Below are 23,663 nucleotides of genomic sequence, written 5' to 3' on the forward strand. Positions count from 1 at the left end.
CTCCAGACGCTGCAGGGACTGCTGGGAGAGCCCGTCGAACAACTCAGCGGACTCGGCGAGGGAGGCGGCGAGTTCGGCGAGGTGGGTGGCGAGTTGGTCGAATGTCGCGTGAGCGCAGTACTGGGCGATCAGGTGCTCGGGGGTGGGGCAGGCGACCGAGGCGTTCCAGGGGGAGGGGACGGGTTCGGCGTAGGGGGTGCGGGCGTACACGCGCATCGCGGGAGTCTTGTCCAACTGGCGGACGGCGAACGCGACCGGATCGATCCGCGCCTCCCCGGCACACGCCGCACTAGCGAGTGCCCGGAATTTCTTGGACAGGCGGGCGATCGCGGCGATGTCGGCGGCGGTGCGCACGTGGAAGTCGAACCGTTCCATCAGCCACGCCCGCAACGCGGAGAACCCGTCCACGTCCCGGTGAATGTTCCAATCCCGCGCCTCGATCACCCGCGACAGGATCCCGGCGTGCGCGCTGTTGATGGCATCGGCGAAGGCGCCCAACTCGGTGTGGATGACCTTCGACTTCTCGCTCCGCACCGACCCGTTCGCCATCGTCTCCGCCATCACACACCCCCTCCGTCATCCAAGCCTTCGAACAATCTCCCTGTTTCCGATTGTTCGTCCTATACTTCAATGATACGGGCCTGACCAGCGGAAATCATCACCTGATAGGGGGAGAAACCCCTCATGTTCGGGGCCCGGACCGCCTGCCGCCAAACACAACACGAGGAAATCTCGCCCGACTTCATTCGGCCAGGCGGCCCGAAACCAGGCTCGCCCATCCACTCACGCTTTTGTCGCTGCCGCCCTTGGCGCACAACAACCACCCACACACTGGCACCCCGCCAACCGCCCAAGGGCCATTTCCGGGCTCCCCAGGCGTCCCGAAAACGCGGAGTCCGGTAGCCGACAGAACACGTTCTGCGAGAGCTATTGGCCTGCTTGTGATCTTGGCACCCCCATGCCATAGTGAACAGGTCCTGACGGTCCAGAACCCTCCGGCGGAGGTCCCCCGTGAAGATGCAGCCTCAGCAGCAACTGCTCGACATCTGGCGCGCCCAGGTGTCATACTGCCTGCGGGCTGTGACCGAAGAGGACGGCCGCCGCCACAAGACCTGGCACTGGGGCGGTCGCAACGACTCCGACCCCGTCGGCGACGCCCAGCAGCTCCTGTGCCTGCTCTACCCAGCCCAGGAACTCCCCGAACTCAACTACGCCGACCCCGACGCCACCAGCGACGCCGTCCTCGACGCACTCGGCGGCCTCGGCGACGCCGTTGAGATCCCCATCTTGATCATGCGGATCATCAAGGACTACATGATCAAGCACTCCGACGACGAGGGCGTGCCCAGCTACTCCGGCGGCGCCAACATGCACCGCCTCGACCGCAGCAAAGAGGCCAGCGCGGAGCAGCGCGGCATCGACGTCACCGAGGGCTTCGCTCTGGCGATCCCGCTGTGCCTGTCGTCGCTGTCGTTCCTGATGGACTTCTCTGCGACTGTGGACAGGATCGGGCGGACCGACCTGCTCAAGGAACGCGATGAGGCCGAGGCGATGGTCCGCCGCCGCCTCGTCGGCGCTCTCACCGGTCTCTTGCGCTCGTTCGCCGTGGCTGCCTTCGACGCCGACGACGACTACGGGGTGCGGCTCCTCGACCTCATCAACGTCGACGGCCAGCCGGCCAAGCGCATCATCCGCCGCTTCCGCGAGCAGACCAGCGACATCATCGCGACGCTCAAGGACATCACCGTCGGCTCCGGCGGCACCGCCGGCGTCGAGGCTCCCACGAAGTTGTTCGAGATCGGCTGGTCCTGGTCGGTCGTCGAGAAGGCGCCCGAGATCGAGATCGTGACCGACCGCGAGACGCAGCGGCCCGGCCGCGCCCAGGACGCCCCGTACCTGTACTTCACCGTCGTCGCTCTCGAGGCGATCACCACGCTGTTCTCCCCACGGGTCCTGCGCCGCAATCTCCTGTCGGACGCCGAGCAGCAGCTGGTGCAGGCGCTCCAGCTGCGCCTGGACATCACCCGCCGCTACTGGGCCGCGATCGCCTCGTTCGGCGGCGGCTCGAAGTGGCCGCTGGAGGACGTCCCCTGGCGCACCACCGACGGTCTGGAATACGACTACTACAGCCTCCTGGTCTGCGCCGTCGCCACCGAGCGGTTCGGCGCCGCCCGCGGCGGCGACGACGATCTCATCCGCCTCGGGGAGGTCCTCATCGAGCTTGCGAACCGCGGCCGCATCACCCGCCGCGCCCTGTCGGGTGAGAAGGCGGTCGAGATGCACTTCCCGGGCGTCCCTTCGGAGCTGACCGGCATCGAGAAACTCGACGGGCCTCCGATGGTGTGGCACATGGTCGACTACGCCCCGCTGCTGCTCAAGCGCCTTCTCCACGCCGCGAGCCTGCTCAACACGATCGACGCTCGAGCCGAGATCCTCGACGTGGCCGACCAGGTGTGGGACCACTTGGAGCGCAGGAGGATCCGCATCGGGCCGGCCGCGAAGCTGTGGGATCAGCCCGGCCAGGTGTTCGAGGGCATCGGGCAGCGCTTCGACGACCCGTCCTGGCACTTCACGATCCGCATCGTCGAGTCCATGGTGCTCGCCGCCAGGTTCGCCGGTTCGGAGCCGGCCCGTTCCAGGGAACTGGAGAACCTGGCCCAGGAGCTTCTGGTCGAGGCCGAGCACGTCTACGACCAGGAGCTGATGCGCGGATCGGGGGCCGCCGGCCCTTCGCTCGCCCACGAGATCCAGGCGGTCGGGACGACGATCCGTCACGCCAAGGACATCGTCGGCGAGCGGCCCGGCACGGCGTTCTCGCTCGGGGTCCGGGCCCTGATCGACCTCGACCGGCTCATCGCCGCCGGGCGCGACGCCGAGACGGGGGAATGAGCGATGCTTCTGTTCGCCACGTCGGACAAGGGCGGCACGGGCCGTTCGGTCACCTCCAGCAACCTGGCCTACCGGCGCGCCATCCAGGGCGGCAACGTCTGCTATGTGGACTTCGACTTCGGTTCGCCCACCGCCGGAGCGATCTTCAGCATCGACGAGCTCAAGCACGGCACCGTCGGCGACGGCATCCACGACTACCTCCACGGTCTCGCCTCCGAACCCGAACGGCACTCGGTGTGGGCCGAGACCGACCGCGAGGAGCTGCGCGTCCGCCCCGACGGCGCCGGCGAGCTCGTCCTCTACCCCGGAGACTCCGACGGCGGCGAGTTCCCCGGCGACAGCGACACCATCGACCGCTGCGTGGACCTGTTCCTCCAGCTCGCCTCCGAGTTCGACCTCGTCATCGTCGACCTGTCGGCCGGGCGCAGCCACGCCACCGAGATCGTCATGGCCGCCACCTCCAAACCCGAGCTCGCGACCATCCCGTGGCGCTGGCTCGTGTTCCACCGCTGGACCAAGCAGCACGTCCTCGCCGCCCACAGCCTCGTCCACGGCGAGCGGGGCCTGCTGGACACCGGGAAGTCCTGGCGGCACAACCACGCCCGGCTGATGTCGGCGATCCGCTTCGTGCGCACCGCCGTGGTCAACCCCGACGGCGCCGAGCTGTCGGGGCTCAAACCCACGCAGGTGCGCTGGCTGCGCCGCATCGACGCCGACCTGCACCAGATGGCGGCCGCCCTGCGGGTCGGGCGCATGAACCTGCTCGGCTCGGTGCCGCTCGACCCGGTCCTGCAGTGGCGCGAGCAGATCATCACCGACGCCGACAGCGCCACTCTCGACATCGCCAACCAGCGCACCGTGGACGCGTTCAACGAGCTCGCGAAGCGCTCCAGCGAGGAGACGTTCATCCCCGGCTTCGACGGGACCGCGTGAGGAGCCGGACATGAGCTACAGCGAGACCAGCGCGAAGCAGGCCACCGAGCGGTTCGGCATGTCCCACCTGTCGATCGAGGTCGGCCACCTCTACGCCGACGACCTCGCCGCGCGCCCCGACGCGCTGCGCGCCGAGATGGCCTCCGCGGCCGCCTGGGTCCGCGGCACCACCGAGGCGCTCGCCCACCGGCTCGGCGGTCGCCGACCGCGCGTGTCCACCTGCTACCTCGTCGACGACTACTTCCACGACGACTTGCCGTCGCCCGAGAAGCTCGTCGCCGCGATCAGCGAGGCCGCGGCCGACGCCGGGCTGCGCATCGACTACCTCGCCCGCGAATCGGGCTGCGCCCGCATGGGCGAGCTGGACCTGGCGGCCCTGGTCGCCGGCCGGATCGTGTTCGAGCCGACGCCGGGCACCAACGGCTCCCGCCCACCGGTCTCGCGCTCCGGCTGGCTGTGCAACGGCGTGCCCACGCCCCAGCGCCCGCGCGTCGCCATGAGCGAGCCCGACACGTGGCGCCCGCCGAGCCAGAACTCGGCCCGCGAGCACTCGATCTTCCTCGACGTCGAGCTGTGGAACGACACCGAGCACGGACGCCGCTGGTCGTGCCCGATGCTCGCGGCGGTGTGGCAGCTCATGCGACTCGGCGTCCTGCGCAACCACGGCAAGCGCATCGGCGCGCCCGTCCCGGTCGACCAGGTCGTCGGCGTCGAACTCAGCCACGAGCCCGGCGGGCGGCCGGCGGGCCGATTCCCCGACCAGTGGTCGGCGATGCCGCCGATCATCCAGCTCGATCCCGAGGCGTTCCCGTTCCCCGCCTACCGGACCGTGTCCGTCCTGTCGGGAGACTTCCTCGAAGTGGAGCACGCCGTCCGCGTCATCTGCTCGTGCGTGCGCCCCGACCCGGGCGCGTTCGAGGCGATCACGAAGGCCGCCGCACGCGAGAAGGTCGACCTTCCCGCCGAACTGGTCGACCGTCTCAGCTACATCTTCCAAGGGCCCCTTTAGGGGTCAGTACCGGTCGTCGCCGCGCTGCAGCAGCTGCGGGTTCTGCTCGATGATCGACAGGACCTTGTCGGCCAGGTCGGCCGCGCCGTAGTCGATCTGCGAGCGCACCCGCTCGGTCATCGTGTTCCACTGCCGTGTCAGGCCCGGGCGCCGCTCCAGGACGTCCCATACGAACCCGAGGTCGTGCGAGGTGCGCGCGCCCGGCGACCACAGGTGTATGAGGTGGTCGACGACGGGCCTGAGCATCCTGAGGGTGCGCCGGCTGTCCTCGCCGATCTTCGCCAGCGAGATCCGCGCGGCCACCGCCGTCAGCAGCCAGTCGTGGACGGCCAGATCCTCTGCCGCCGAGGCGATCCGCTCGGGATCGATCGTGCCGGTGACGAGGCTCAGGCGCCGCCGGTCGGTGCCGACCAGGCGGAACGCCACCGCCGACTTCGAGCCGGGGTCGGCGATCGCCGCCCAGCGCAGCCGGGTCGACCCGGTCTTGATCGGCGGGCGCTGATCGAGCACGGGACGCGACAGCACGTCGCGGCTCGAATGCCGGGCGATCGCGGCCGTGTCGAGCAGCCCCGAGCGGTCGTGCCGGGCGTCGGCGTAAAGGAAACCCTCGGCCAGCCGCCGGATCTCCGGGTTCCCGATCGGGTGGACCGTCCCGGGCCGGGCCAGGTAGTACGACCAGGGCATCCGCCGTGGGCGCTCCTGCGGGGACACCACCGTCCACGCCGAGCCCTGCAGCAGGTGCCCGCTGGTGAGGACCGCGCGCGAGCACACCGTCCCGACCGACCGGACGGTCCCGTTGTCGCCGTTCGGATCGGTGTGCCTGCGGCCCGGTTTCGGGCCCAGCGGCAGCTTGCAGTCCACGCCGTGCAGCAGCGTCGGCGACGCCGTGTGCGGCACCGGCCTCGCCCACTGCGTGACGCCCTCGCCGACGGCCAGCGCCAGGGCCGAGCGCGCCTCCTCCGGCGTGAGCGGCCGCGAATGGGGGAGCAGCGCGGTCTGGATCTCGCCGAGGACCAGCACCATTAGCGCTCCCGGTGCTCGGTGATCGCCAGGCCGTGGCCGTCGGGGTCGCGGAACGCGGCGGCGCGCAGCTCGTAGTCCTGGCCCAGCAGCGCGGTGCGCGGAAGGTGCAGGAACTCGACGCCGGCGTCGTTCATCTGCGCGAACGTCTGGTCGATGTCGCCGACTTCGAACGTCAGGTGCATGACGCCGGTCTCGCCGGGAGGCGCGTCGGGCCGCTCCCACAGCAGGACCTTCCCGAATCCGGCCTCCAGGACGGCGGCCTCGTCGGTGCGATCGGCGATCGCCAGTCCCAAAGCCTCCGTGTAGAACTCGACCGATCGCCGCAGATCGGCCACGATCAGGGTGGCGGCGACGTCGGTGACGTCGGTGTCGGCGAGGGCGCCCTCGGCGAGCAGCAGGTCGGAGACGTCGTCGGGGAGTCTCGGCTTCTCCGCGGAGCTGCGCTGCAGGGGCGGGGACGGGAGGTGCTGCGCGGCCTCCGGCTCGGCGGGCGGCTCCTCCTTCACCGCGGCGACGGTCGGCGCCGGGGCGGCCTCGGCAGGTTCGGGGGCCGGCGTTTCAGTGGGCCCGGCCGCTTCCGGGCGCGGCGGCGCGGCGGCGCCGGGATCGTCCAAAAGGTCGTCGAGAGCGGCCAATGTGGTCGATTTCTCGTCGGCCGGGGGCTTGCTCCTGGGAAGGTCGTCCTCGACGATGAGGTCTTCGAGACGGTGCTCGCCGATGAGCGGCGGAGCCGGGACCGGTTGCGGGAAGCGCCGAGCGGAGTACTCGACGGTGATGAACGCGATGCACCCGGCCACGCACAGGAACGCCAGCACGGCGATGCCGATGCTCTGCGCCCCGAGGGCCATGGAGGCGAAGAAAGCAGCGAGGATCAGTAAAGTGATCGCGCCGACCGCGTGCGAGGTGCGCCAGCGCAGCCGCCGGTCGCCGTTGAGGACCGTGCCGATGGCCTCGCCGCCCGCGGCGTGGTGCTGGGTGGAGTGGAGCCGGTTCATCGCGACCTGGTTGACCGCCCACCACGTCGCCTCGCGCTGGCGTCGCTGCTGGTCGAGCATGATGCGCTGCTGTCGCAGCTGCTCGGCGGAGTTCGGCCTGCCCTGCGGCTGCTTGCCCTTGGGGGCGCCCTTCGGTGGCGGCGCGGCCTTGCGGGCGCCGCCGCGCGGTTTCGCGCCGCCCTTCGCCCCGCCTTTGGCGCCGCCTTTGGCCCCGCCTCGGGCTCCCCCTTTGCCGCCGCCGCCCTTCGGCGCCTTCGCGGCCTTGGGGGCGGGCCGGGGTGGTTGTCTCGCAGGCATCGCCGACACCTCATCCACATATGGAAACCGGGTTTCTACGAGAATGCTACGTGCCAGAGGCGAACGGCACAACATCGCTTAGGATGGCACCCACGTCAATGCCGATTCATGGCTCGCGAGCTTTGCCAAGACCACCTGCGGAGCCGTGAATCTGCGCAGAAATCCGACAGCAACTCTAAGGAGTGACCGTGGCCGAGCAGCACACGCTCGTGTTGATCAAACCCGACGCCGTCGAGCGCGGACTCATCGGCGAGGTCCTCGCCCGGTTGGAGCGCAAGGGGCTGCGCATCGAGCGGATGGAGCTGCGCACCATGGACGCACAGCTGTCCGACGCGCACTACGCCGAGCATGTGGGCCGGCCCTACTACGAAGGCCTCAAGTCCTTCATGACCTCCGGTCCGCTGGTCGCCCTGGTCGCCTCGGGCGACGAGGCGATCCCTGTGGTGCGGACCCTCGCGGGAGCGACCGACGGCCGCAAGGCCGAGGCCGGGACGATCCGCGGCGACTTCTCGCTGTCGAACCAGAAGAACCTCATCCACGCATCGGACTCCGAGGAGTCGGCCAAGCGCGAGATCGACCTCTGGTTCAACGCCTGAGCGCGGCCAGCTCCGCCGGAGTGTCGACGTCGCTCGGATCCCCCGGGCAGGGCACCTCGTGGACGAGGCACGCGTTGGCGGCCAGGTAGTCCCGCGCACCCCGGTCCCCTGACGACTCGGTGGCGATGCCGTCGAAATGGCTGCGCGCGAACAGCATCGGGTGGGCGCGTCGGCCTTCGTAGGTGGCGACCGCCAGTGACGCGCCGCCGGCCGCGGCCGCGATGAGGCGCCTGACCGCCTCGGCTTCGATGCGCGGCAGGTCGACCAGCGTCACCACGACGCCGTCGTAGCGGTCCGGGACGGCCGCGAGCCCGGCCTGGAGCGAGGTCGACAGCCCCCGTCCCCAGCGCCGGTTCAGGACCGGCGTGAACGGTTCGGTCGCATCGCCCATGGCCTGTTCGGCCTGCGCGCCGAGCACGGCCAGGACCTGGCGGCAGCCGCCGTCTCGGAGCGTGGCGACCGCGCGGTCGAGCAGGCTCCGGCCGGCGTATCGGACGAGAGCCTTCGGCTGCCCGAATCGGCGCCCGGCGCCGGCGGCCAGGACCAGTCCCGCGACGTTCTTCATCGTTCTCTCCTTCATGCGTGCTGTCGGCTGTCTATTCGAGGCTGACCGCGAGTGCGAGGTCCATGCGGTCCAACGGGTTTCGCAGGTCGCGCCCGGTGAGCTGCTCGACGCGCCGCATGCGGTAGCGGACGGTGTTGACGTGCAGGTGCAGCGTCGTGGCGCACTGGCGCCACGAGCCGTCGCATTCGAGGAACCGCCGCAGGGTCGGCAGCAGGTCGGATCGGTGGCGGGCGTCGTACTCGATGAGCGGGTCGAGCACCCGGGTGCGGAAAGCACGGCTGACGTCGGCGGGGACGGCCGCGAGCAGCATCCGGTGCGAGACGAGGTGGTCGGGTTCGGCGACGTCGATGCCGCCGGGCCGCGGCTGTGCGAGGGCGGCGGTGTGGCGGGCCTGTTCGAGGGCGCCGCGCAGGCTTTGGGCGCCCCGGACGGGGTCGGCGAGGCCGACGCTGATCGAGCCGCCGGCGCCGCCGCCGACGAGGACGTCGGCGCAGCGGCGGGCCCACTGCAGGAGCCGGCCGCGCTCGCCGGGCCCGGCGGCGTCGCCGGCGAGGACGGCGACGGTCTCCGACCCGTGCGTGGCCCAGGCGGCGACGGGCCCGGCGTACGGGTCGTCCTCGGCCCAGGGCCCGGCCAGCGTCTCGGCGATGAAGACTTCGCGGAGCTCCTCGGGTTCGCCGGCGGCGACGATGACGGCCAGGTGCTCGCCGGTCGGGAGGCCGGCGCGGCGCAGGAAGCCGTCGTCGACGGCGCCCTCGCGCGTGGCGGCGATGAGCTCGGTATGACCGGTGGGACGCACGGCCGGGTCGTCGAGCTCCAGCATGAGCAGCGCCGACAGCTGCTCGGCGACGAGGCGCCGTTCGGGAGGCCACCGCGTGTGGTCGTCGTCGATCACCAGAAACCGTCCTGTCTGGATGGTCGATCCGATGCCGAAGACGGAGTAGCGGCGGTGCCGGTCGAGGGTGACTCGCTGGGGAAGGCCGCCGGCGGCGTGGGCGCGGGAGACGACGGCGGCCCGGTCGGGTTCGCTCAAGGTCAGGCCGCCGCGGATGGGGCGTCCTGTGGGGGACAGGACCAGGCACTCCATGCCGAGTTCGACCCGCAGGAGCTCGAGGATCTGGCCGATGCCGTCGGCGGCGATGAGCTGCCGGTGCCGGTCGAGCAGCGAGGCGAGGTCGCCCGAGCGGCCGACCGACAGGCGCTGGACGATCCGCTCGGTGATCTCGGCGAAGGCCACGTCGGCGTCGACGGCGAACAGCGGCAGGTCGTGGGCCTCGCAGGCGGCGACCAGGTCGGCGGGGACGGTGTGGAAGTCCGGGTGGTCGCCCGCGCCGAGGGCGGTGACTCCGGCGGCGATCAGATTGCGCACGTACGCGTCCGAGTCGTACTCGGCGCGGCGCCACATCAGGCCGGTGAGGACGAGTTCGCCGCCCGAGAGGTAGCGGCGGGGGTCGTGCAGGTCGGTCGGGACGACCCAGCGGATCCGGCGTTCGAGGTGGTGCCCGCCGGACAGCAGTGTCAGGCCCAGCTCGGGCATCTGCAGTAGGGAGCGAAGTCGCATGGTGACCCCCAGGGTTCCGGCCGCGCGCTCGGTGACGGCTCGTGGGCGATGCCGTTCACGGTCCGGCGCCGCCTGCTGTGAGGGCCACGATAGCGCCGATCCGGAGCGCCGCCTGGACGATCCTCCAGCATTTAACGAAGGCGAAATCAAGGTTTCATAGCGGTGGACAGTGGCCCCTGCCTTGGGATTCGGCTTCACTGGGTCGACACAGCGAAGACCGTCGAAGCAGGAGGCGCCGATGTGGACTCTCGGAGAGTTCAACACCTTGGACGCGGGCATGGTCGCGGGCGGCCTGACGGCGTGCTGCGCCTCGACGCCGTGGGTCGAGAAGGTCACCGCCGGACGGCCCTACGGCTCGGTCGCGTCCCTGCTGTCGGCCGCGTCGGCGGCGTTCGACGAGCTCGACGAATCCGAACTGGCCGTGGCGCACGCCGCGCACCCGCGCATCGGCGAACCCGCCTCGAACGCCTGGTCCAGGCGCGAGCAGTCGCGGGCCATGACCGGGGACGACGCGGTTCGCGCGGCCCTGCGCGCGGCCAATGAGGCCTACGAGCACAAGTTCGGCAGGGTCTTCCTGATCCGCGCGACCGGCCGGACCGCCGAGGAGATCCTCGCCGAGGCCAGGCGCCGCCTGGACAACGACTACGAGGCCGAGTCGATCGAGGCGGCCGCGCAGCTCCGCGCGATCGTCATGTTGCGACTGGGCAGGGCGGTGCGGGCATGACCGGGCTTTCCTCCCATGTCCTCGACGCGGCCGCCGGCCGCCCCGCCGAAGGCCTGCGCCTCACCCTCTTCCGGCGCGAGGGCGACGGCGCGTTCGCCGTAGTCCGCAGTGGCCGAACCGACGCGGGCGGGCGCGTGGCCGGCTGGCAGACCCTCCCCGGCGCGCACCGGCTCGTGTTCGACACCGGCGCCTGGTTCGAGGCCCGCGGCGTCGAGGCCTTCTACCCGGAGGTCGCCGTCGCGTTCACCGTCGGCCACGACGGGCACTACCACGTGCCGCTGCTGCTCAGCCCGTTCGCCTACTCCACCTATCGAGGAAGCTGATGGACCATCTCCCTAGCCCCGCCTTCCGGCTGGGCGCCAACAACTACGGCAAGGCGGGCGTGCGCCTGGTCCGCGTCGAGCGCGACGGCGCCGAACACGTGATCCGCGACCTGACCGTCCACACCGAACTATCCGGCGACCTCGCGGCGACGCACCTGACCGGCGACAACGCGGGCGTGCTCCCCACCGACACGCAGAAGAACACGGTCTACGCACTCGCCCGCGACCGCATCGGCCCGATCGAGTCCTTCGCCGAACGGCTGGCCCGCCACTTCGTCGACCGGACCGGGTCGATCGACACCGCCCGCATCGCGATCGAGGAGCGGACCTGGTCCCGGTTCGGCCCGCACTCGTTCTCGCGCGGCGAGGGCGGCGAGGCGCGGACCGCCGAAGCCGTCTACGGCGGCGAGCACACCCGGATCACCGCCGGGATCCGCGACCTGCTGCTGCTCAACACCACCGACTCGGAGTTCCAGGGCTTCGCGGTGGACGAGCACACCACCCTCCAGCCGACCGAGGACCGCATCCTCGCCACCGCGGTCGACGCGAGCTGGCGGTATTCGCACGCCGAGGGCGTCGACTTCGACAAGGCGTTCGCAGCCGCCGCCGACGCCCTCCTGGGGGCGTTCCGGGACACGTACTCGCGCTCGCTCCAGCAGACCCTGTACGCGATCGGCGAGCGCGTCCTCTCGGCGGTCCCGGAAGCGGCCGAGGTGCGCCTGTCGCTGCCGAACAAGCACCACTACCTGTTCGACCTCGAGCCCTTCGGGCTCGACAACCCCGGCGTGGTCTTCCAGGCGGGCGACCGCCCCTACGGCCTCATCGAGGGCACGATAGCGAGGGCCGACGAATGAACACGCAGCTCAAGGACCCGAACGATGTTTCTGTCGGTCGAACGAAAGAAATGTTCCACAGGCCCACCGACATCGAGGAGGCGGTCTCGTGCCTCGCCGCGCACCCCGGGGCCGTCCCGATCGCCGGCGGCACCGACGTGATGGTCGGAGTCAACTACAGGCGCCTGCGCCCGGCGGCGATGATCGACCTGACCGGCGTCGTCGAACTGCGCGAATGGTCCGACGAGGGCGACGCGATCCGCATCGGCGCCGGCGTCCCGTACGCGCGGATCATCGACGATCTCGGCGGCGTGTTGCCGGGGCTGGCCGCGGCGTCGCGGACGGTCGGCTCGCCGCAGATCCGCAACCGAGGCACCCTCGGCGGCAACCTCGCGACCGCCTCGCCGGCCGGCGACGCCCACCCGCCCCTGCTCGCGGCGGGGGCGAAGGTCGAGATCGCCTCGACCGCGGGCCGGCGCACCGTCCCCGCAGCCGACTTCTACACCGGCCCCAAGAGAAGCGTCCTGGCGGAGAGCGAACTCATCGCGGCGGTCATCGTCCCCAAAGCCGCCGGGCCGCAGCAGTTCCTGAAGGTCGGCAACCGGGGCGCCATGGTCATCTCGGTCTGCTCGTTCGCGCTGAGCCTCGACGTCGAGGGCCGCGCTGTCGGCGCCGGCATCGGCTCGGCCGGTCCGACACCGCTGCGCGCCACCGAAGCCGAGTCCATCGAGCTGCCGTGGGACAAGTCCGGACCGCTCGGTGACGAGACGGTCGAGCGATTCGGGGCGCTCGTCGCGGAGGCGGCGCGGCCGATCGACGACGTACGCGGGACGGCCGCGTACCGGCGCCACGCGCTGGCGGTGTGCGCACGGCGCGCGCTGCTGCGAGCCTGGAAGGAGCTGCTGTGCGACTGGAACTGACACTGCTTGTGGACGGCGAGGCGGTGACCGCCGTCCTCGACCGGCCCGGCGAGAGCCTGCTGCGGACGCTGCGCGAGCGGCTCGGCCGCACCGGCGCGAAGAACGCCTGCGAGCAGGGCGAGTGCGGCTCGTGCACAGTGCTGCTCGACGGTGAGGCGGTGGTCTCGTGCCTGGTGGCGACCGCGCAATGCGAAGGCCGCGAGGTGCGGACCGTGGCTGGCGCGGTTCCCGGCGAGGTGCGCGAGGCATTCGCGGCCTGCGGCGCGGTGCAGTGCGGCTTCTGCACGCCTGGCCTGCTGGTGAGCGTGGCCGACCTGCTCGGACGCAACCCGGACCCGGCCGACGCCGAGATCCGCGAGGCACTGGCGGGGAACCTGTGCCGGTGTACCGGCTACGAGAAGATCATCGAGGCGGTCCACCGAGCCGCGACAGCTCGCACCGCTGAGAACACGCACACCGGCGCCCCGGGTACCCGCCCACTCCCACCTTCTCCATCACCTGAGAAGGATCCCACCCTCCCGCACGGGTGTGACAGTGTGATGACGGAGGGTCGGACATGAATGCCTTCGTGATCGAGAACACTGCCATCGCCGCCGTCGATGGCGGCGGCACCGAGCACGCGACCGGGTTCCTGGCCGTCGAAGACGGGCGCATCAGCGGAATCGGGGCCGGCCCGGCCCCCGAGATCCCCGGCGCACGGCGCGTCGACGGATCCGGATGCCTCGCCACGCCCGGGCTCGTCAACACCCACCACCACCTCTACCAATGGGCCACACGCGGCTACGCCACCGACCACACGCTCTTCCAATGGCTCGTCGACCTCTATCCCGTGTGGGCGAACCTCCGCCCCGAGCACGTCACCGCCGCCAACCGCGCCGGGCTCGCCTGGCTCGCCCTCTCCGGCTGCACCACCGCCGCCGACCACCACTACGTCTACCCCACCGGCCTCGCAAACGACCTCGTCGACGTCCAGATCGAGGCCGCCGCCGCCGTCGGACTGCGCCTCCACCTCGCCCGAGGCTCCATGGACCGCGGCGTCTCCGAAGGCGGGCTACCGCCCGACCGCATCGTCGAGGACATCGACGCTGCCCTCGCCGCCACCGTCGAGGCCATCGATCGCCACCACGACCCGTCGCCGGAGTCCATGCTGCGCATCGCAGTCGCGCCCTGCTCACCGTTCTCGGTCTCCACCGACCTGCTCCGCGAATCAGCCGAACTCGCCCGCGACAAGGGCGTCCGCCTCCACACCCACCTGTGCGAGACGATCGACGAAGCCGAGTTCTGCCGCGCCACCCACGGCTGCGACCCCGTCGAATACATGGCCGCGGTCGGCTGGCTCGACGACGACGTCTGGCTCGCCCACGCCGTCCACCTCGACGCCGACGCGCGCAAACGCCTGGGCTCCACCGGCACCGGCGTCGCCCACTGCCCCTCCTCCAACGCCCGCCTCGGTACCGGCCCGGCCGATGTGCCCGCCATGCTCGCCGCCGGCATCGACGTCGGTCTCGGCGTCGACGGCGCCGCCAGCCAAGAGGCCGGACATCTCGGCGAGGAACTGCGCCAGGCCCTCTACACCGCCCGCCAGCTCGGCGGCCCCTCCGCCATGACCGCCAGGGGCGCGCTCGAACTCGGCACCATCGGCGGCGCCCGCGTCCTCGGCCGAGAATCCGAAATCGGCTCGCTAGAAATCGGAAAACAAGCCGACATCGCGCTGTGGGATCTTGGCGGTCTCGGGCACGCCGGCATCGACGACCCCGTCGCCGCCCTGGTCCTCGGACCGCCCGCCCCGCTGCGGCTCCTCACCGTCGCGGGGAAGACCGTCGTCGAGGACGGAGCCCTCGCCACCGCCGACACCGACGCACTCGCCGCCGACCTCAAGGCCGCCTGTGCACGACTGAAGGAGGCCGCCGATGCCTGAGCCGCACAAGCCTCCGACCCCGCCGCAAAGGGCAGCCGGCGGGGTCGGGACCAGCCCCGTCAGGCCTGACGCGACCGCCAAGGTCAACGGCGCCTTCGAATACGCCTCAGACCTGCGCGCCGACCGGATGCTCTGGGGCCACACCGTCCGCAGCCCCCACCCGCGCGCGCGCATCCTCGGCGTCGACACAGCGGCCGCCGAGGCGATCCCCGGCGTCGCCGCCGTCCTCACCCACGCCGACGTCCCCGCCGCCAAACACTACGGCCTCATCGAGTCCGACCAGCCCGTACTCGCCGCCGACGGCACGCACTACCAAGGCGAACCGGTCGCGCTCGTCGCCGCCGAAGACCTCGAGACCGCCCGCCTCGCAGCCGAATCCGTCAAGGTCGACTACGAAGTGCTCGAACCGCGATGCGACCCGCGACGAGCGGTCGAACTCGGCGAGGTCTTCCGGCACCAGCCCGTCCGCATCGGCGACCCCGACCTGACCGAGCCCGCAGTCGTCGTCACCCGCGAATACGTCGTCGGCATGCAGGACCAGGCACCGCTCGGACCCGAATCCGGCCTCGCCGTCCCGTCCCCGGACGGCGGCGTCGAACTGCGCGTCGCCACCCAGTGGCTCCACTCCGACCTCGACCAGATCGCGCCCTGCCTCGGCCTGGAGCCGGACATGGTGCGCATCACCATGGCCGGGATCGGAGGCGCCTTCGGCGCCCGCGAAGACCTCTCCGTCCAGATCCACATGGCGATGCTCGCCCTCAAAACCGGCCGCCCCGTGAAGATGATGTACGACCGCGCCGAGTCCTTCCTCGGCCACGTGCACCGCCACCCGGCCCGCATGCGCTACGAGCACGGCGCCGACGCCGAAGGGCGCCTGCTGTACGTCAAGGCCGAGATCGTCCTCGACGGCGGCGCCTACGCCTCCACCACCGACGCGGTCGTCGCCAACGCCGCTTCGCTCGCGGTGGGGCCCTACGAGGTCGAGCACGTCGCCGTCGACGTTTGGGGCGCGATCACCGACAACCCGCCGTGCGGGGCGATGCGCGGCTTCGGCGGCGTCCAGACCTGCTTCGCCTACGAGTCCCAGATGGACGCGCTCGCGGACGAGCTCGGGATCTCGCCGGTCGAGATCAGGCGCCGCAACGCCGTCTCCCAAGGATCCAAGCTCATCACCGGGCAGCTCATCGACGCCCCGGCCCCGCTGGCGGACATGCTCGGCCGCTTCACGGCCATGCCCGTTCCGGCGATCGCGGCCGAACGCGACGCCGCCGACCTGCCCGGCGGCTTCGGCAACACCACCCGAGGCGAGGGGGTGGTGCGCGGCGTCGGCTACGGCGTGGGACTCAAGAACATCTGCTACTCCGAAGGCTTCGACGACTACTCGACCGCGCGCGTCAGGCTCGAACTCGTCGACGGCGAACCGGTGGCGTTCGTCCACACCGCCGCCGCCGAGGTCGGGCAGGGACACCAGACGCTCCAGGCCCAGATCGCGCGCACCGAACTCGGCGTCGAACGGGTCGAACTGCTCCCTGCCGACACGAGCGTCGGATCGGCGGGCTCGTCCTCGGCCTCGCGTCAGTCGTACATGACCGGCGGAGCGGTCAAGGCCGCCTGCGAGGCGGTGCGGGAGCTGTGGACCGAGCGCGACCTGGCAGACGGCCCGATCGAGGCCGTCCGCGAGTTCCGCCACCGCGAGACCAAGCCGATGGACCCCGTGACGGGGCAAGGCGACTCGCACGTCCAGATGGCGCTGTGCGTCCACCGCGCCACAGTAGACGTCGATGTCGAGCTGGGGCTCGTGAAGGTCGTGGAGCTGACCGCCGTCCAGGACGTCGGCACGATCCTCAACCCCGTCGCGCTCGAAGGCCAGATCCACGGCGGCAGCGCGCAGGGGCTCGGCCTGGCGGTCATGGAGGAGCTCGTCATGGACGAGGGCAGGGTCCGCAACGCCTCCTTCACCGACTACCTCATTCCGACGATCCTCGACATGCCGCCGATGCGGCTCGACATCCTCGAGAACGCCGACCCAGCCGCACCGTACGGGCTGCGCGGCGCGGGGGAGCCGCCGACACTCTCGGCCACGCCCGCGATCGTGGCGGCCATCCGCGATGCGACCGGGCTGCCGCTGACGCGGGTGCCGGTGCGGCCCGAGCACCTGGTAGGGACACCATGAGGGACATCGCGGCCGAACTCGTCGCCTGGATGGACGCGGGGCGCCCGTTCGCGCTGGCCTCGGTGGCCGGAGTGAGGGGTTCGTCGCCGCGACCGCCGGGCACCGCGCTCGCCGTCGACGCTCAAGGATCGGCTGTCGGCGGCGTCTCGGGCGGCTGCGTCGAGGCCGCCGTGTACGCCCGCTGCCAGGAGGTGCTCGAGACCGGAGAAGCCGTGGTCGAGTCGTTCGGGTACTCCGAGGCCGACGCGTTCGCTGTCGGATTGACCTGCGGCGGAGAGATAGACGTTCTGGTGGTGCGGGTCGAGCCGGAGGACGCCCCGATTCGGGCGGTGTTGGAGGCCGTGGTGGCGGGAGAAGGGGCAACGCTGGTGCGTGCCGTGGAAGGCCCCGACATCGGCAAGGCGATCGCCATGACGGAACAAGGCATCACCGGAGACCTGGCGGTAGCCGAGGAGTTCGCGCCCGACACCGCGACACCGGACCCCGGAGCGGCCGCGAAGGCACGACCGGACAGGGCCCCGGCCGCCACCGAGGACGCCCACACCACATGCGGCACAGCCGATCGCGGTGCGGCGGGCGGCTCGCCCGAGCCCGGTGCCCCGGGCCCCGGCTCGGGCTTCGCCGCCGATGCTTCTTCGGCTCGCGATCTTGGCGGGCTGGAGCCTCCCCGGTCCTCCTGCCGTGTCGGGCGGCTCTCCTTCGAGGTCTACGCGCCTCCTCCCCGGCTGCTCGTATACGGCGCCGCCGACTTCGCCTCCTCGGTCGTCAAGGCCGCCAAGCTCTGCGGCTTTCACGTCACGGTCTGCGACGCGCGGCCCGTGTTCGCCACCCCCGCTCGCTTCCCCGACGCCGACGCCGTCGTCGTGGACTGGCCCCACCGCCACTTTGAGAACGCCTCCGTGGACGGGCGCACCTCCGTGTGCGTCCTCACTCACGACGCCAAGTTCGACATTCCGCTCCTGGAGCGCGCCCTCGAGTCCAAGGCCGCCTACGTCGGCGCCATGGGCTCGCGGCGCACCCACCGCGACCGAGTCGAACGGCTCCGCTCCGCCGGCGTGGCCGAGGCCTCTGTGGCCCGGCTGCGCTCGCCGATCGGCATCGACCTCGGCGGGCGCACCTCCGAAGAGACCGCGCTGTCGATCGTCGCCGAGATCGTGGCGCTCCGCAACGGCGCCCAGGCAGGATTCCTCACCTCATCCGACGGTCCCATCCACCACTAGGGAGTTGACTGTGGTCTACATGTTCCTCAACGGCGGCGCCATGCGCGGCGGCCCGCTCCACTACCTCCTCGACGGCGCGACCCTGCTGTCCGAGACGACGACCCAGCCGCTCTACCGGTTCTACTCGATCGGGGACCGCTGCCCCGGCCTCGCCGCCGCGCCGCCGGGCGAGGGCGTCGCCGTGGCCGGCGAGCTCTACGAGCTGCCGATGAGCGTCCTGCGCGATTCCCTCCTTCCCGCCGAGCCGCCTGAGCTCGAACTGGGGGCCGTGGCCCTCGCCGACGGTGTCGACTCGCTCGCGATGGTCCTGCGCCGGTCCTTCCCTGGCGCCTCCGATCTCATCGACATCTCCGACGTCGCGTCCTGGAACAGATACCTGGAGTCACAATGATCGCCGACCCCTCCGACATCTCCGCGCCCATCGTCTACGACCTCGTGATCCGTTCGCGCAGGGCCGTTCTGCCCGACGGCCGGCGGCCCGCCTCGGTCGCTGTCGAGGGAGGCCGCATCCTCGCCGTCGGCGGATACGACGACCGCATCGCCGCCCGCCGCACCGAGGACCTCGGCGACCTCGCCCTGCTGCCCGGGCTGGTCGACACGCACGTCCACGTCAACGAGCCCGGCCGCACCCACTGGGAGGGCTTCGCCTCGGCTACCAAGGCCGCCGCCGCGGGCGGGGTCACGACCCTGATCGACATGCCGCTCAACAGCCTCCCGCCCACCGTCGACGCCGAGGCACTGGCCGTCAAGCGTGCCGCCGCCAATGGCAAGACCTACGTCGACGTCGGCTTCTGGGGCGGCGCGGTCCCCGCCGGCATCGACGACCTCAAGGCCCTGCACGACGCCGGCGTCTTCGGCTTCAAGTGCTTCACCGCGCCCTCCGGCGTCGAGGAGTTCCCGCCGCTCGACCCCGAAGCACTCCACCGCGTCTGCGAGATCGTCGCCGAGCTCGACGCCGTCCTCATCGTCCACGCCGAGAACCCCGCCCACCTCTCGGATGCCGACGCCGCTCCGAGCTTCGCCGAGTTCCTCGCCACCCGCCCGAGCGCCGCAGAGACCAGCGCAGTCAGCGCGGTCATCGCCGCCGCCCGCGACACCGGCGCACGCGTCCACATCCTCCACCTCGCCGCCGCCGAGGCCGCCGACGACATCGCCGCCGCCCGCCGTGACGGCGTCCGTATCACCGCCGAGACGTGCCCCCACTACCTCGCCCTCGCCGCCGAGCACGTCCCCGACCACGCCACCGAGTTCAAATGCTGCCCGCCGATCCGCACCGACGCCAACCGCGACGCCCTGTGGGATGCGCTGCGCGACGGTCGGATCGACTTCGTCGTCTCCGACCACTCGCCCAGCCCGCCCGACCTCAAGCCGCCCGACTTCGCCGCCGCCTGGGGCGGCATCGCCTCCGTGCAGCTCGGCCTGCCCGTCGTCTGGACCGAGGCCGCCAGGCGCGGCGCCACCCTCTCCGACGTCGTCGCCTGGATGGCCGAGCGCCCCGCCGCCTTCGCGGGCCTCGACCGCAAGGGCCGCATCGTCGTCGGAAGCGACGCCGACTTCGCCGTCTTCGACCCCGAACGGGAATGGATCGTCCGGGCCGAGGACCTGCACCACCGCCACCCGGTGACGCCGTATGCGGAACGGGCGCTCACCGGGGCGGTGGTCTCCACCTGGTTGCGCGGCGAGCGCATCGACACCGAAGCCGCCCCCGCCGGCCGGCAACTGAAACGGAGCCGCACATGACCTTCACCGCCGAGGCCACCGACGACAAAGGCCCCTTCACGGACCTTCCGGACCTGGCCGCACGAGCTCTCGGCGGCGCCGTCCTCGCCGCCAACGACGAGTCCTTCGCCGAGAAGGAGAACCTCATCCGTCCCTACCCTGTCCTGCACCAGGCGCACACCTTCGGCCACAACGGGCAGGTCTACGACGGCTGGGAGACCAGGCGCCGCCGCGAGGACGGCCACGACTGGGCGATCGTCCGCCTCGGCGTCGGCGGGTCCGTCGCCGGCGTCGTCGTCGACACCGCCTACTTCACCGGCAACTACCCGCCGCGCGTCTCGGTCGAGGCCTGCACCGTCGACGGGCACCCCTCCGTCGAGGACCTGCAAGCAGCGAAGTGGCGCTGCCTCGTCCCGCCGAGCCCCGCCGAAGGCGACGCCCGCAACGAGTACGAGGTCGACGAGCCCGGACGCTTCACCCACGTGCGCCTCAACATGCACCCCGACGGCGGCGTCGCCCGCCTCCGCGTCCACGGCACCCCGATCCCCGACCCTGCGGCCTTCGCGCGGATGCCCCTCGACCTGGCCGCGCTCGTCAACGGCGCCGGCGTCACCGACGCCTCCAACGCCTTCTACTCCGACCCGGCAGGCGTGCTCATGCCCGGCCTCGCCGCCAGCCAGGCCGACGGCTGGGAGACCGCACGCCGCCGCACCGAGGGCCACGAATGGCTCGACGTCGCCCTCGCCGGACGCGGCACGATCCGCGTCGCCGAGCTCGACACCACCCACCTCAAGCACAACGCGCCCGGCTGGGCCTCCATCGAGGCCCGCGACGGCGAGGACTCCTTCGAGCTGCTGCCTCTCACCAGGCTCCAGCCCGACACCCCCCACCGCTTCGTCCTCGACAACGACCGGCCCGCGACCGGCGTGCGGCTCAACATCTTCCCCGACGGCGGCATGGCCCGCCTGCGCCTGTACGGGACGCTCACCCCCGAGTCGCTGACTGAGCTTGACCGGCGGTTCGCCGACGGCTAGCTGTACCTTGACCCAATGGCATCGACGCAGCACTCGGCCGTCGCGGAGCAGACGACCGCCGAGGACTTCTTCCGCACCGACATCCGCACCGGCCGCATCGAGCGGGCCGAGGTCTTCGCGAAGGCCCGGAAACCGGCATACAAGCTCTGGATCGACTTCGGGGAGCTCGGCGTCAAGCGCTCCAGCGCCCAGATCACCGCCCGCTACCCGGCCGAAGAACTGGTCGGGCGCACCGTCGTGGCCGTGGTGAACTTCCCGCCGCGCCAGATCGCCGACTTCAAGTCCGAGGTCCTGGTGCTCGGGGTGCCCGTACCCGGCACCGACGAGGTCGTCCTCCTCGCCCCCGACGCCGACGTGCCGCTCGGCGCCCGCATCTCCTAGGGCAGATAGGTGTTGTGCCGGAAGGTCGTTCGCATGAGCGCATCGACCGCCGCCTCGTAGTGCGCCGTGCCGGACTCCGGCACGGCCGCGACGCCCAGGAAGATCCCGCCTTCGCCCGGATCGACCAGGAGCAGCGCGAGGTCTTCGAACGCGTCCGGCGACGAGTCGAGCGTGTCCCAAGTGACGCGGGTCTCCAGCAGCACCGCCGGCTGCGAGTCCACGACGGTCTCGGTCAGCTTCGGATCGGACATCTCCAGGCCCGTCGTCCCGCTGTACGGGTAGTCGAACACCCACGTGTCGACGATCTCGACGGCGGCCCGGCGCAGGTTCTCGGGCTCGGCGATGAGTCCGAACTCGCCGAGCCGCCCGACCATGAAGTACGAGATCCACCGGTCGGTGTGGCGGATCGCCAGCGCGTGCGCGTCGTCGGCGAGCAGCTCGTCGGCACCGGGTCCTGCGTAGTCGGACCAGGGCGTTCCCGGGTGCGGTGTGAGCGCTCCGAGCGAGACGACTCCGAGGTGGCCCTCGGGGATCTCCATCGCCCTCGGGCCCTCGGTCTCCGTCTGGCCGCAGTCGGCGCCCTCGCAGCGCGAGGACTCCGGGACCGGCGGGCCGCCGCCTCCGAGGACGGCGACGAGTCCGGTCACGGCCACCGCGAGCGCCGCGACGACGGCGGCGACGATGAGGCCGGTGCGCGGGCCGCGCGGCGGCGCGGGCGCCTCGGTCGGTGCCTCGGCCTCGGCGCGGGGGACCTGCCAGTCCCAGCCGGCGACGCGCGCAGCGGCGGGCGTGGCCGGCTGGGACTGGGAGCTCATGGCATCGATGTTAGCGGCGGCTTGCCCGCTGGTCCTACCGCTAGTAGCCGTTCTCGACGACGTTGGTCGGCGGCTCGCCGGCGGCGAGCCGCCGGATCTGGTCGCCGACGGGCGGGTAGACGCGTTCGAGGAAGCCGTCGACGGCACCGGCGACGTGCGGGGTCACGAACGCGCCCTCAAGTCCCCACAGTGGATGGTCGGCGGGGAGCGGCTCGGGCTCGGTGACGTCGAGCGCGCAGCGCAGGCGACCGGAGGCGACTTCGGCGGTGAGTGCTTCGGTGTCGACGACCTTTCCGCGTGCGGCGTTCACCAGTAGTGCGCCGTCCTTCATGCGGCCCAGGAACTCCGCATCGACCATGCCCTCGGTCTCGGCGGTGAGAGGGACGATGACGAACACGATGTCGGCCTGGGGCAGCAGCTCGGGCAGGTCCGCGGTGGTGCTTACGCCGGGCCGGGCGGTGCGCGCGATCTTGGTGACGGTGCTGCCGCAGACCTCCAGGCGCCGGGCGATGGACTCGCCGATGGAGCCGGCTCCGAGGATGAGCGTGGAAGCGCCGAACAGGGTGCCGGTGCGCCGCGGCTCCCACGCGCGTTCGGTCTGCTTGCGCGCGAAGCGGTCGAGTTCGCGCACCGACGCCAGGGCAGCGGCGACGGCCCATTCGGCGGTGGTCTCTGAGTGCGCGCCCCGGTTGTCGCACAGCGCGACGCCCTCGGGCATGTTCGGCACCCAGGCCTCGGCGCCGGCGCTGAGCAGCTGCACGGCCTTGAGGTTCGGCATCTCCTTGAGCAGGTCGACAGGGTCGTCGCCGAGGAACGGCGGCACCCAGAATTCGACGTCGGCCGGGTCAGAGGGGTATTCGTCGCCTTCGAAGACCTCGATGTCGACGCCGTCGGGCAGCTCACCGAGCAGCGGCAGGGCCTCCTTGTGGGGAATCCAAGTTTTCATCCCGCCATCGTAAGTGGCTCTTGTTGCGGCTGTATTAATCCGCCCGTTCCTCGAACTCTCGTTCGCTTCGTTTCGGGCTATGCGGATTCGACCCGGTACTTGAGGACCGCGAACCGCCCGGCGGCTCTGGCCTCGATCAGGTCGAGCCGGTCGGACAGGATCCGCCGCGGCAGCAGCGGCGCGCCTCCGCCGAGGAACACCGGCGCCGCGCTGACGACGATCTCGTCGAGTAGTCCGGCGTCGCAGAACTGGCCGACGAGTTCGCCACCGCCGACGATCCATCGGTCGTTCTCTCCCGCCGCCTCGACCATCTCGGCGTGGACGGCGGCGACGTCGCCGGAGACGAAGCGGATGTCGGCGCCCTCGAGGACCGGCAGTTCGCGGTGGGTGAACACCCACGTCGGCTGCGAGTACGCCCACTTGCCGGGGTTCTCGGTGAGGTTCTCGAAGTCGACGACCCACTCGTAGGTGGTCGCCCCCATGCAGATCGCGCCGACGCCGTCCATGAACCGCCCGAACTCGTCGAGTGGCCCCTCCTCGGCGGCCGGGTCCGCCGGGTGGCCTCCTTCGACGCCGAAGAGCCATTCGAGCGAGTTATCGGGATCGGCGATGAATCCGTCGATGCTCGTTGCGGTGTTGTAGATCGTTCTGGCCATCGATCAAGCCAACCACGACCCGCCGACATCGCGGGTGGTCCCGCAGGAGCCCGAGGGTTTCGGCCTCCTGCGAAGCAGGACTGTGAGCAGCTGCGTGCTTCCACACTGCCGTGGAGGGTGTGCACGCGCAAGA

24 protein-coding genes are annotated in these 23,663 nt (G+C 71.3%); 16 read left to right on the forward strand and 8 right to left on the reverse strand.

Annotation, left to right across the window (positions count from 1 at the left end):
• Positions 1-561 (reverse strand): hypothetical protein (locus L0U85_RS14000; RefSeq protein ID WP_241378380.1); only part of this gene is annotated, 561 nt, incomplete at its 3' end.
• A 456-nt stretch (positions 562-1,017) separates the two neighbouring features.
• Between L0U85_RS14000 and L0U85_RS14005 the strand changes: the two genes are divergently transcribed.
• The 3 genes from L0U85_RS14005 to L0U85_RS14015 are packed head-to-tail and all read left to right on the forward strand — an operon-like array spanning position 1,018 to position 4,831.
• Positions 1,018-2,889, forward strand: coding sequence for an SCO2524 family protein (locus L0U85_RS14005; protein WP_241378420.1), 1,872 nt, complete (start codon positions 1,018-1,020; stop codon positions 2,887-2,889).
• A 3-nt stretch (positions 2,890-2,892) separates the two neighbouring features.
• The gene (locus L0U85_RS14010; protein ID WP_241378381.1) at positions 2,893-3,822 is read left to right on the forward strand and encodes an SCO2523 family variant P-loop protein; all 930 of its coding nucleotides are present in this window, start codon (positions 2,893-2,895) and stop codon (positions 3,820-3,822) included.
• A 10-nt stretch (positions 3,823-3,832) separates the two neighbouring features.
• Entirely contained in the window at positions 3,833-4,831 is a 999-nt protein-coding gene (locus L0U85_RS14015) for an SCO2522 family protein (protein WP_241378382.1), read from the forward strand.
• Positions 4,832-4,834: 3 nt separating this feature from the next.
• Here the strand turns inward: L0U85_RS14015 and L0U85_RS14020 are convergent, their stop codons facing one another.
• Together L0U85_RS14020 and L0U85_RS14025 are read right to left on the reverse strand one after the other, a co-directional pair.
• Entirely contained in the window at positions 4,835-5,854 is a 1,020-nt protein-coding gene (locus L0U85_RS14020) for an SCO2521 family protein (RefSeq protein WP_241378383.1), read from the reverse strand.
• Positions 5,854-7,146: a VOC family protein gene (locus L0U85_RS14025; RefSeq protein ID WP_241378384.1), complete on the reverse strand. Its 1,293-nt coding sequence runs from the start codon at positions 7,144-7,146 to the stop codon at positions 5,854-5,856. Before L0U85_RS14025 ends, L0U85_RS14020 begins: the two co-directional genes overlap by 1 nt.
• A 182-nt stretch (positions 7,147-7,328) precedes the next feature.
• Here L0U85_RS14025 and ndk point away from each other — a divergent pair, with 182 nt between their 5' ends.
• On the forward strand, positions 7,329-7,742 hold the full coding sequence (gene ndk / locus L0U85_RS14030; protein ID WP_347177441.1) for a nucleoside-diphosphate kinase: 414 nt from the start codon (positions 7,329-7,331) through the stop codon (positions 7,740-7,742).
• On the opposite strand, the gene L0U85_RS14035 is transcribed toward ndk, so the two are convergent.
• Together L0U85_RS14035 and L0U85_RS14040 are read right to left on the reverse strand one after the other, a co-directional pair.
• A complete protein-coding gene (locus L0U85_RS14035) occupies positions 7,732-8,307 on the reverse strand; it encodes a nucleotidyltransferase family protein (protein ID WP_241378386.1) in 576 nt (191 codons plus the stop codon). The genes ndk and L0U85_RS14035 overlap by 11 nt on opposite strands.
• Before the next feature lie 31 nt (positions 8,308-8,338).
• Complete coding sequence (locus L0U85_RS14040) at positions 8,339-9,868, reverse strand: PucR family transcriptional regulator (protein ID WP_241378387.1); 1,530 nt, start codon at positions 9,866-9,868, stop codon at positions 8,339-8,341.
• A gap of 238 nt (positions 9,869-10,106) precedes the next feature.
• Between L0U85_RS14040 and uraD the strand changes: the two genes are divergently transcribed.
• From uraD to L0U85_RS14100, 12 genes are read left to right on the forward strand one after another with little or no spacing between them, the layout of a single operon-like run.
• Positions 10,107-10,592 (forward strand): 2-oxo-4-hydroxy-4-carboxy-5-ureidoimidazoline decarboxylase, encoded by a 486-nt coding sequence (gene uraD / locus L0U85_RS14045; protein ID WP_241378388.1) that lies wholly within the window; start codon positions 10,107-10,109, stop codon positions 10,590-10,592.
• Complete coding sequence (gene uraH / locus L0U85_RS14050) at positions 10,589-10,915, forward strand: hydroxyisourate hydrolase (protein WP_241378389.1); 327 nt, start codon at positions 10,589-10,591, stop codon at positions 10,913-10,915. Before uraD ends, uraH begins: the two co-directional genes overlap by 4 nt.
• On the forward strand, positions 10,915-11,769 hold the full coding sequence (gene pucL, locus L0U85_RS14055; protein ID WP_241378390.1) for a factor-independent urate hydroxylase: 855 nt from the start codon (positions 10,915-10,917) through the stop codon (positions 11,767-11,769). Before uraH ends, pucL begins: the two co-directional genes overlap by 1 nt.
• A gap of 50 nt (positions 11,770-11,819) precedes the next feature.
• A complete protein-coding gene (locus L0U85_RS14060) occupies positions 11,820-12,668 on the forward strand; it encodes a xanthine dehydrogenase family protein subunit M (RefSeq protein ID WP_241378391.1) in 849 nt (282 codons plus the stop codon).
• Entirely contained in the window at positions 12,659-13,228 is a 570-nt protein-coding gene (locus L0U85_RS14065; RefSeq protein WP_277605812.1) for a (2Fe-2S)-binding protein, read from the forward strand. The genes L0U85_RS14060 and L0U85_RS14065 overlap by 10 nt, the downstream gene beginning before the upstream one ends.
• Positions 13,225-14,586, forward strand: a complete 1,362-nt coding sequence (locus L0U85_RS14070; protein ID WP_241378393.1) for an 8-oxoguanine deaminase — start codon at positions 13,225-13,227, stop codon at positions 14,584-14,586. Before L0U85_RS14065 ends, L0U85_RS14070 begins: the two co-directional genes overlap by 4 nt.
• Complete coding sequence (locus L0U85_RS14075) at positions 14,579-16,759, forward strand: molybdopterin cofactor-binding domain-containing protein (protein ID WP_241378394.1); 2,181 nt, start codon at positions 14,579-14,581, stop codon at positions 16,757-16,759. Before L0U85_RS14070 ends, L0U85_RS14075 begins: the two co-directional genes overlap by 8 nt.
• Positions 16,756-17,979 carry an XdhC/CoxI family protein gene (locus L0U85_RS14080; protein ID WP_241378395.1) on the forward strand — a complete coding sequence of 408 codons (1,224 nt, stop codon included), beginning with the start codon at positions 16,756-16,758 and terminating at the stop codon, positions 17,977-17,979. The genes L0U85_RS14075 and L0U85_RS14080 overlap by 4 nt, the downstream gene beginning before the upstream one ends.
• Positions 17,980-17,998: 19 nt before the next feature.
• Positions 17,999-18,370: a gamma-glutamylcyclotransferase gene (locus L0U85_RS14085; protein WP_241378421.1), complete on the forward strand. Its 372-nt coding sequence runs from the start codon at positions 17,999-18,001 to the stop codon at positions 18,368-18,370.
• Complete coding sequence (gene allB, locus L0U85_RS14090) at positions 18,367-19,719, forward strand: allantoinase AllB (RefSeq protein WP_241378396.1); 1,353 nt, start codon at positions 18,367-18,369, stop codon at positions 19,717-19,719. The genes L0U85_RS14085 and allB overlap by 4 nt, the downstream gene beginning before the upstream one ends.
• Positions 19,716-20,732 carry an allantoicase gene (gene alc, locus L0U85_RS14095; protein ID WP_241378397.1) on the forward strand — a complete coding sequence of 339 codons (1,017 nt, stop codon included), beginning with the start codon at positions 19,716-19,718 and terminating at the stop codon, positions 20,730-20,732. Before allB ends, alc begins: the two co-directional genes overlap by 4 nt.
• Positions 20,733-20,747: 15 nt before the next feature.
• Positions 20,748-21,113, forward strand: a complete 366-nt coding sequence (locus L0U85_RS14100) for a tRNA-binding protein (protein ID WP_241378398.1) — start codon at positions 20,748-20,750, stop codon at positions 21,111-21,113.
• Here the strand turns inward: L0U85_RS14100 and L0U85_RS14105 are convergent.
• The 3 genes from L0U85_RS14105 to L0U85_RS14115 all read right to left on the reverse strand — a co-directional run bounded on the left by L0U85_RS14105 (position 21,110) and on the right by L0U85_RS14115 (position 23,530).
• Positions 21,110-21,928, reverse strand: coding sequence for a hypothetical protein (locus tag L0U85_RS14105; protein ID WP_241378399.1), 819 nt, complete (start codon positions 21,926-21,928; stop codon positions 21,110-21,112). The two genes, L0U85_RS14100 and L0U85_RS14105, sit on opposite strands and share 4 nt — an antisense overlap.
• 40 nt (positions 21,929-21,968) lie before the next feature.
• A complete protein-coding gene (locus tag L0U85_RS14110) occupies positions 21,969-22,874 on the reverse strand; it encodes a 2-hydroxyacid dehydrogenase (RefSeq protein ID WP_241378400.1) in 906 nt (301 codons plus the stop codon).
• Positions 22,875-22,951: 77 nt separating this feature from the next.
• Positions 22,952-23,530, reverse strand: a complete 579-nt coding sequence (locus L0U85_RS14115; RefSeq protein WP_241378401.1) for a dihydrofolate reductase family protein — start codon at positions 23,528-23,530, stop codon at positions 22,952-22,954.
• Positions 23,531-23,663: the final 133 nt, after the last annotated feature.

It is taken from the genome of Glycomyces sp. L485, from assembly GCF_022548875.1.
Lineage (GTDB): Bacteria > Actinomycetota > Actinomycetes > Mycobacteriales > Micromonosporaceae > Glycomyces.